The 7464-nt window shown below is 60.9% G+C and carries 8 protein-coding genes; 2 read left to right on the top strand and 6 right to left on the bottom strand.

Features of this window, described 5'->3' with window-relative positions:
- Window positions 1–120 precede the first annotated feature (120 nt).
- The 3 genes from AC07SU_RS27510 to AC07SU_RS27500 all read right to left on the bottom strand — a co-directional run bounded on the left by AC07SU_RS27510 (window position 121) and on the right by AC07SU_RS27500 (window position 2928).
- The gene (locus tag AC07SU_RS27510; RefSeq protein WP_494998849.1) at window positions 121–1284 is read right to left on the bottom strand and encodes a lipase family protein; all 1164 of its coding nucleotides are present in this window, start codon (window positions 1282–1284) and stop codon (window positions 121–123) included.
- Window positions 1285–1290: 6 nt separating this feature from the next.
- Window positions 1291–1878 carry an NUDIX domain-containing protein gene (locus tag AC07SU_RS27505; RefSeq protein WP_178922128.1) on the bottom strand — a complete coding sequence of 196 codons (588 nt, stop codon included), beginning with the start codon at window positions 1876–1878 and terminating at the stop codon, window positions 1291–1293.
- Between the two features lie 180 nt (window positions 1879–2058).
- Entirely contained in the window at window positions 2059–2928 is an 870-nt protein-coding gene (locus tag AC07SU_RS27500; protein WP_494998848.1) for an SDR family NAD(P)-dependent oxidoreductase, read from the bottom strand.
- 162 nt (window positions 2929–3090) lie between these two features.
- Here AC07SU_RS27500 and AC07SU_RS27495 point away from each other — a divergent pair, with 162 nt between their 5' ends.
- Window positions 3091–4017, top strand: coding sequence for an alpha/beta hydrolase (locus tag AC07SU_RS27495; RefSeq protein ID WP_494998847.1), 927 nt, complete (start codon window positions 3091–3093; stop codon window positions 4015–4017).
- Between the two features lie 192 nt (window positions 4018–4209).
- Here the strand turns inward: AC07SU_RS27495 and AC07SU_RS27490 are convergent, their stop codons facing one another.
- A complete protein-coding gene (locus tag AC07SU_RS27490; RefSeq protein WP_176995702.1) occupies window positions 4210–5370 on the bottom strand; it encodes an alpha-hydroxy acid oxidase in 1161 nt (386 codons plus the stop codon).
- Window positions 5371–5491: 121 nt separating this feature from the next.
- On the opposite strand from AC07SU_RS27490, the gene AC07SU_RS27485 reads away from it, so the two are divergent.
- A complete protein-coding gene (locus AC07SU_RS27485; RefSeq protein WP_176995701.1) occupies window positions 5492–6277 on the top strand; it encodes a DeoR/GlpR family DNA-binding transcription regulator in 786 nt (261 codons plus the stop codon).
- On the opposite strand, the gene AC07SU_RS27480 is transcribed toward AC07SU_RS27485, so the two are convergent.
- Both AC07SU_RS27480 and AC07SU_RS27475 read right to left on the bottom strand, forming a co-directional pair.
- The gene (locus tag AC07SU_RS27480; RefSeq protein ID WP_371319336.1) at window positions 6242–6979 is read right to left on the bottom strand and encodes a DUF72 domain-containing protein; all 738 of its coding nucleotides are present in this window, start codon (window positions 6977–6979) and stop codon (window positions 6242–6244) included. The two genes, AC07SU_RS27485 and AC07SU_RS27480, sit on opposite strands and share 36 nt — an antisense overlap.
- Window positions 6976–7407: a DNA methylase gene (locus tag AC07SU_RS27475; RefSeq protein WP_494998846.1), complete on the bottom strand. Its 432-nt coding sequence runs from the start codon at window positions 7405–7407 to the stop codon at window positions 6976–6978. Before AC07SU_RS27475 ends, AC07SU_RS27480 begins: the two co-directional genes overlap by 4 nt.
- Between the last annotated feature and the right edge of the window lie 57 nt (window positions 7408–7464).

Raw genomic sequence — 7464 nt, 5'->3', positions numbered from 1 at the left:
CGAGTGTTGGGGCAAGAGCCCTTTTGGTTACTTTTGGGGCTCTTTTCCAAAAGTGACCCGCCGTAAGGGCGGAACCACACTCCGCCATCACCCAAATAACGGATATGCCCCCCAACAAAATTAACGCGGACAATTCCCCCCAATCCCCTCCCCCCCAAACGCCCGCCGAACAAACCCCGTCGAATCCCCCAACGACCCATTCACCGTCCCCGAATGATCCAGCTCCGGATAAAAATGCCACTCCACCCGATCCCCCACCCCGCAAGCCTCCCTCACCAACGCCTTCTGCCCCGGCACAAACACATCACGGTCCTTACCCCCCGTCCCCAAAAACACCGGAACATCGGTTTTCAACGTGGGATACGCCGACTCACGATAAACCCGCTCCAGCGCCACCTTGGGCGAACGCTTGAAGCTGTTATTGAACGTCAACCCATCCGCCACCACCCGCTGCTCAATAGCATGCAAGCAATCCTCCTGGCTGGCCTTGAACGCCGGTAACGCCTGATCAGCCAAGTAATCGCCAGGCACAAAGGAAGGATCAAGCAACGCCACCGTACTCAGCCGCAACAGGTTGTAGGCAAACGTCGGCACCACCGAACGACGCGCCTCTTCAAGCTCAGGGCTTTTGCCGTGGGTGTGGGTCGAGGCATAAGGCGTGCCCGTCGCCACCACGCCGACAATCTCCACTTCCGGTGCATAGGCCTTGGCCGACACCGCCGTGGCGAACGCCGCACGGCCGCCCTGGGATTGGCCAAACACCACCACCCGCCGAGACAGTTTGAAATCCCCCCCACCCACCGCACGGATGCTGTCGAGCACGCCATAGGCCAGCGGGCGAGTCAGCCCGTAAGGGTGCAAACCCGGCGTGCCCAACCCCTGATAGTCAGTGGCGACAATCGCATAACCCTGGTCGAGCCAATAGTTGAGGTAGCGCGTGTCCCGTGGGCTGCGCTCGTTGAGTGACGGCGCACAACGGTCAGCGCTGCCGACCGTGCCGTGGGCCCAGGCCATCAGCGGCCAACCACCGGCAGGCGGTGTGCCCTTGGGCACGAACAGCGCACCGGACACCGCGATGGGCGTGCGGTTGTCGAGCCCGTCGGTGGAGGAATAAAGAATGCGCAGGTTCTGCGCGGCCGACGCCAGGCTATGTGGCGGCGTCAAGGCCTCGCTGCGCAGCAGCTTGCCTGGCACCGTCGGCACCGGGCCGTCCCAGCTGTAGAACCCCTCGGCAGCGCTGCTACTGCCCGCGATCAACACCCACAGCAACGCCCACCCACGCATCGACGATCACCAGCCTTCTTTCAACATGCGCAATTCCAGGTACTGCAACAGCATGAGGGTCTTGCCGTCGACAATCTCACCGCTCTGCACCATGGCCAAGGCCTGCTCGAAGCCCAGCTCCAGCACTTCGATGTCCTCGCCCTCTTCCTCGATGCCGCCGCCACTGCCCACCTGGTCGCCTGGCTGGTACTCACCGATGAAAAAGTGAATGCGCTCGGTGACCGACCCCGGGCTCATGAAGGCCGAGTAGATTTTTTCCACATGGTGAACGCGGTAGCCGGTCTCTTCTTCGGCCTCCAGGCGGATGCGTTCTTCAGGGCTGGCGTTGTCGAGCAAACCGGCCGCCGCTTCGATCAGGTAGCCGTGGTAGTCGTTGACGAAGGTGGGCATGCGGAACTGACGGATCAACAGCACGGTGCGTTGCGCACGGTTGTACAACAGGATGGTCGCGCCATTGCCCCGGTCGTAGACCTCGCGGGTCTGGGCCTGCCAGGTGCCGTCCTGGCGGCGCAGGTCGAAGCTGTATTTCTTGAGGATGTACCAGTTGTCCGAGAGGGTTTCTTCGGCGTTGATGCGAACGGGGCTGTTGTCCATGGTCGGTCCTTAGCGCGTGGAAGGTGGAGCATGTGGTTGCGCCAAGGCCAGCGTCAAGCGGATCACTTGCGGCTACAATCGCGCTCCACGAAGGATCTCTCCAGGTTCAAGGAAATGATGCTGCACATCCCGACGCTACGGATAGTGGTGCGCGTCCAAAGCGCGGGGGCGCAATCGAGTTCAGGTGCCAGCAACCGTCTGAGCCGGCGCCTGCTTGATACGCGACCAGGCGGCGGCGACTTCCTCGGCGCTGTGCGCTTTTACCCGCGCCAGATCGCGCGGGTAATCCACTCCGGGGTTTTCCGTGAACCGCGTCGCGGTGAATTGGCCATTGCTGGCGCGCAAGATATAGCCCGTGTCGTCGCACTGCGCACTGGCCAGGAATACCACGCCCGGTGTCACCCAGTCCGGCTTGAGTTCGTCCGGCTCTTCAGTCACGCCCCACATGCGGGTCTTGGCCACCGGCGAGATCGCGTTGACGCGAATACCGGCCGGCGCGCCCTCATGGCTCAGCGCATTCATGATGCCCAGTTGCGCCATCTTGCCGGCACTGTAGGCCGCCAGCCCCGTCTGCTCGTACTGCGCATACATGGCGCGGTCGGAGGTGGTGAGAATGATGCGCGGTGAGCGGGAGCGCAGCAGGTGCGGCCAGGCGTGCTTGCACAACCAGAGTGGCGCGTAGAGGTTGATATCCATGGCCCGTTGCAGGAACGCGGGGTCGAGGTCTTCGATGTTTTGGTAGCCCACCCAGCCAGCGTTGTGGATCAGGATATCGAGCTGCCCGAAGGCCTCGATCGTGTGCGCGATCAGTTGCCGGCAACCCGCTTGCTGGGATAAGTCGCCCGCTACGCCGATCACCGCCAGGCCTTCAGCCTGCAACGCCTGGGCAGCGAGCTGTACCACCGATGGGTCGGCACCTGCCCCCACCTTATCGGCCCCGATGTCACTGATTACCACCCGGGCGCCGCCCATGGCCAGCGCTCGTGCATAACTGAGCCCCAACCCGCGTGCGCCACCGGTGACAATCGCGGTTTTTCCTGTGAAATCCATAGACGTGCTCTCCTGTTCGGCTGCCCACCCTAACAACCCGTGACGGGTTTGTTCAATGCTGTAACACTTTGCAAGCTATCGCCCCTGACGGTGGTCGAATTAATTCCTGCCCGCGCAATCCATCTGGTAAAACCCGTGCTTCGCCTTTGTCCTGGAACCTTCATGTCATCTCGTTTTATGTCCCGCCTGAGCCTGCGCTGGTTTCCCCTATTGTGCATGGCGCTGTTGATCGTCGGCCTGCCGGTGGGTTGCGCGGTGTTGCAACACAAGGAGCGCGAGCTGGTGTTTCGCATCGAGCCGGGCACGGCGGGTTGGTACACCGGCTTGCCGAAAGCGGTGCAGGAGTTCGACCTCAAGCCCGCCAGTTTCAAGTCGGGGCAGAATATTCACGGCTGGTGGTGGCCGGCAGACAAGAAGGACGCCCCGGCGATCCTCTACCTACACGGCGTGCGCTGGAACCTCACCGGGCAGCTGTTTCGCATTGAGCAGTTGCACGCGCTGGGCTATTCGGTGCTGGCCATCGACTATCGCGGTTTCGGCCAGAGCCAGGGCGACCTGCCTTCGGAAACCAGCGTGTACGAAGACGCACGCATTGCCTGGGAACGCTTCCAGGTGCTGCAACCCGACCCAAGCAAGCGCCTGCTCTACGGCCATTCACTGGGCGGCGCCGTGGCCATCGACCTCGCTGCAGAGTTGAGCAAACAAAACCCGGTGCCGGTGCGCGGGCTGGTGATCGAGTCCACGTTCACCTCCCTGGCCGATGTCGCCACTGCAGTCGCCAACACCTCGTTGCCGGTGCGCTGGTTGCTGTCGCAGAAGTTCGATTCGATCGACAAGATCGCCGAGGTACACATGCCGCTGCTGGTGGTGCACGGTCTCGACGACCGCTATGTACCGCCGCGTTTCAGCCAGCAATTGGTTGATGCCGCCCAGGACCCCAAGCGGTTGTTGCTGGTGCCCGGTGCCAGCCACAACAACAGCATGAGCCTGGCAGGCCGTAGCTATGGCCAGGCGCTGGACAATCTGATGCGCACGAAGGTGCCAGCACAGGTGGTGACACACTCCACAGGTCGCAACGGCGACTCCTGAAAGCACTTTTCGGCACCCGGTCTGCGCTTGGCTGTCAAGCGCAAACCCTGCCCATACTGGCCCGCGCCGGCAGTTGATCAAATATTAACCGCGGGTTAAATCGCCAACCCTGCCGGGCCTTCGTAAAGTTATCCACAGAGATACCCACGGTTTTCGTGGACAACTCTTTTTATTTTTTTACGATTTTTTTGCTCAATAAATGCTTTCGGGAAATGTACCCGGCAGCAAAATTTCGCGGTTCACATCGCGTATATCGTTATAGCCGCACAACGCCATCGACACGTCCAACTCACGGGCGATGATGTCCAGCGCCTTGGTCACACCCGCCTCGCCCATCGCACCCAAACCGTACAAATGCGGCCGCCCGATCAGGGTACCTTTTGCGCCCAGTGCCATCGCCTTGAGCACGTCTTGCCCCGAGCGGATGCCACCGTCGAGCCACACTTCAATCCGTTTGCCCACGGCCTCGACGATTGCCGGCAACTGGCTGATGCTCGACGGCGCGCCGTCCAACTGGCGGCCGCCGTGGTTGCTCACCACCAATGCATCGGCGCCGGAATCGGCCGCCAGCCGCGCATCTTCCACATCGAGGATGCCCTTGATGATCAGTTTGCCGCCCCAGCATTGCTTGATCCACTCCACATCGTCCCAGCTCAGGCGCGGGTCGAATTGCTGGGCGGTCCAGGATGACAACGAACTCATGTCGGCCACGCCTTTCACATGCCCGACGATATTGCCGAAACCACGGCGCTTAGTGCCGAGCATGCCCATCACCCAGCGCGGTTTGGTGGCCATGTTGAGGATGTTCGGCAAGGTCAGTTTGGGCGGCGCCGACAAGCCATTGATCAAGTCCTTGTGACGCTGCCCGAGGATCTGCAGGTCCAGGGTCAGCACCAATGCGTCCACGCCTGCGGCCTTGGCGCGCTCGATCAATTGCTCGATAAACGCGCGGTCGCGCATCACGTACAACTGGAACCAGAATGGTTGGCCGACGTGTTCGGCAATGTCTTCCAGTGAACAGATACTCATCGTCGACAAGGTGTAGCGCAGGCCAAAAGCGGCAGCGGCGCGGGCGGTGAGGATCTCGCCGTCGGCATGCTGCATGCCGGCCAACCCGGTCGGCGCCAGAGCCACCGGCATGGCCATGTCCTGGCCGATCATGGTGGCGCGGATCGAGCGCGAATCGATGTTGCGCGCCACCCGCTGGCGGAATTTGATCTGGGCAAAATCGCTTTCATTAGCCCGGTATGTGCTTTCAGTCCAGGAGCCGGAATCGGCGTAGTCGTAAAACATCCTTGGGACACGTTTTTGCGCGAGCTTGCGTAAGTCTTCGATGGTTGTGATCAACGACATCGGGGTCACCTCTCCCTGAACTGAACACAGAGAGTAAGCGTAGATCTGCGATACAACCAGCCATTGCGTTTACATCACCCGAGGGCTAATCTCGCACAAACCCGCAAAAAGACGCATAAACATGCAAAACACCCATCAAGCAATCGACCTGCCTTCGTTGCGCAAACAGAAGATCCTGTTGCTGCTGGAGCGCGACGGCAAAGTCACCGCCGCCGAACTGGTGGAGCATTTTGCCGTGTCCCAGGACACCATCCGCCGCGACCTCGGCGAGCTTGCGGCAGCCGGTCTTTTGCAACGTGTCCACGGCGGCGCCCTGCCCCGGCCCAAAGACACCGGCAAGGATTTCTTCACCCGCGTCGGCGAGACCAACGACGCCAAGCGCCAGCTCGCGCAATTGGCCGCAGACCGTGTGGAGGACGGGCAGATCGTGCTGTTCGATTCCGGCTCGACCACCCTGAAAATCGCCCAGTCCTTGCCACGCAACATCCGCCTGACCGTGGTCACGCCGTCACCGATGATTGCCATCGCACTGGCGGATCATCCCAACGTAAAAGTGATTGTGGCGGGCGGCCAGCTCAACCCGGCGACCCTGTCCACCAGTGGGCATGAAACCGTTCGGCTGATTGAGAGCGTCAAGGCAGACCTGCTGTTTACCGGCGTGTGCGCGCTGCACCCGCAGATCGGCATCAGCTCGCTGCATTTCGATGAAGTGGCGGTCAAGCAAGCCCTGCTCGACAGTGCTTCCCACGTGGTAGCCGTGACCATGGCAGACAAACTCGGCGCCGTGGAACCCTTTGTGGTGGCGCCGTGCAACCGCATCCATACGCTGATCACCGAATGGCATGTGCCAAGTGTGGAGGCCTACGAGCAGTTAGGCTTGGAAGTGTTGCGGGTAGAGGTCGAGTAGGCACAGCGCATCGGCCACCGCATGCCCGCTGGCGGTGTTATCAAAAATGCACCATGTGGGAATGCCATGTGCAACAGATGGGTCGAGCCGTCGCGCAAACGCCTGCACGCGCTCCGGGCCATAGGCGCTGTGATAGAGGTGCGGCGAACCATGCAGGCGCCAATAGCGCACGCCTTGCCATCCACTCGGGCTCACTCCGTGTTCGATCACAGGAGGGTCAGCAGCCACCCGCGCTACCTGGAAACGCTCCAACAATGCCTCGGCCTTGAGCCAACTGGCGTGACGCGGTTCAAGCACGACAGCGCCGGAAAAACGCTGACGCAGTGTGGCGAAAAACATTGCGGCCACCACCGGTTCATAGCTCAGTGAGGGAGGCAACTGCACCAATAGGCAGCCCAGTTTTTCACCCAAGTGCAGGCATTGCCCAATGAACTCATCCAGCGCTGTTTCGCAGTGCTGCAAGCGCAGTTCATGGGTAATGTGCCTGGGCAGCTTGACTGAAAAACGAAACGTCGATGGCACCGACTGGGCCCAGCGCTCATAGGTCTTGGGCAGGTGTGGACGGTAAAATGAACTGTTGATTTCCACCGCATTCAAGCGCGCTGCATAACGTTGCAAATGCGTACCTTCGCCTTCAAAGGCTGACGCAGATTGCCGAGGCAAGCTCCAACCGGCGCAGCCCACTGACAGCGGCGCAATCAAAACAGCACCGCGGCTGCATCGCGCATGAAAATCTCAATGGTCTTGGGGCCCACACCATCGAATTCGGCAAGGCGTTTTTCAAATGACTGGCGGTCTTCACTGGCGTCACGCATCTGCGTGATGTTGCCCGCGTATTGCGCATTCAACCTGGCACTCAGGTCGAGCAGGCGTTGCGCCGTGGACTCGTCGTAACGCACGTAATGCGCACGCCCGAGCATCGCGACCAATTGAGCCGAGGTGCAATGCTGCAGCTTGCGCGCCGTATCGCAGCCCTCCTCCTCGACAATCACCCGATAAGCCTGGGCCGCGATGGGCGCTTGAATGCGCTTGCCCATGAGAAAGCTGGCGATAAACCACTTGAACAGGCTGTTGTCGTCTTCCGGCGTGAGGTCGATGCCCAGTTCTGATGCACTAATCGAACGGGCCATGGTTATTCCCCCTGCGTGGGATCAGGGCTTTTTTCATCACAGGCGAACGGGATCATG

The organism is Pseudomonas sp. GW821-FHT05H12 (assembly GCF_059419385.1).
This window is presented reverse-complemented; position numbering and strand designations above follow the sequence as displayed.

Excerpts from the sequence above, each read along its gene's own strand:
- AC07SU_RS27510 (WP_494998849.1), bottom strand. The coding sequence starts at position 1,284 with ATGCGTGGGTGGGCGTTGCTGTGGGTGTTGATCGCGGGCAGTAGCAGC.
- AC07SU_RS27505 (WP_178922128.1), bottom strand. The coding sequence starts at position 1,878 with ATGGACAACAGCCCCGTTCGCATCAACGCCGAAGAAACCCTCTCGGAC.
- AC07SU_RS27500 (WP_494998848.1), bottom strand. The coding sequence starts at position 2,928 with ATGGATTTCACAGGAAAAACCGCGATTGTCACCGGTGGCGCACGCGGG.
- AC07SU_RS27495 (WP_494998847.1), top strand. The coding sequence starts at position 3,091 with ATGTCATCTCGTTTTATGTCCCGCCTGAGCCTGCGCTGGTTTCCCCTA.
- AC07SU_RS27490 (WP_176995702.1), bottom strand. The coding sequence starts at position 5,370 with ATGTCGTTGATCACAACCATCGAAGACTTACGCAAGCTCGCGCAAAAA.
- AC07SU_RS27485 (WP_176995701.1), top strand. The coding sequence starts at position 5,492 with ATGCAAAACACCCATCAAGCAATCGACCTGCCTTCGTTGCGCAAACAG.
- AC07SU_RS27475 (WP_494998846.1), bottom strand. The coding sequence starts at position 7,407 with ATGGCCCGTTCGATTAGTGCATCAGAACTGGGCATCGACCTCACGCCG.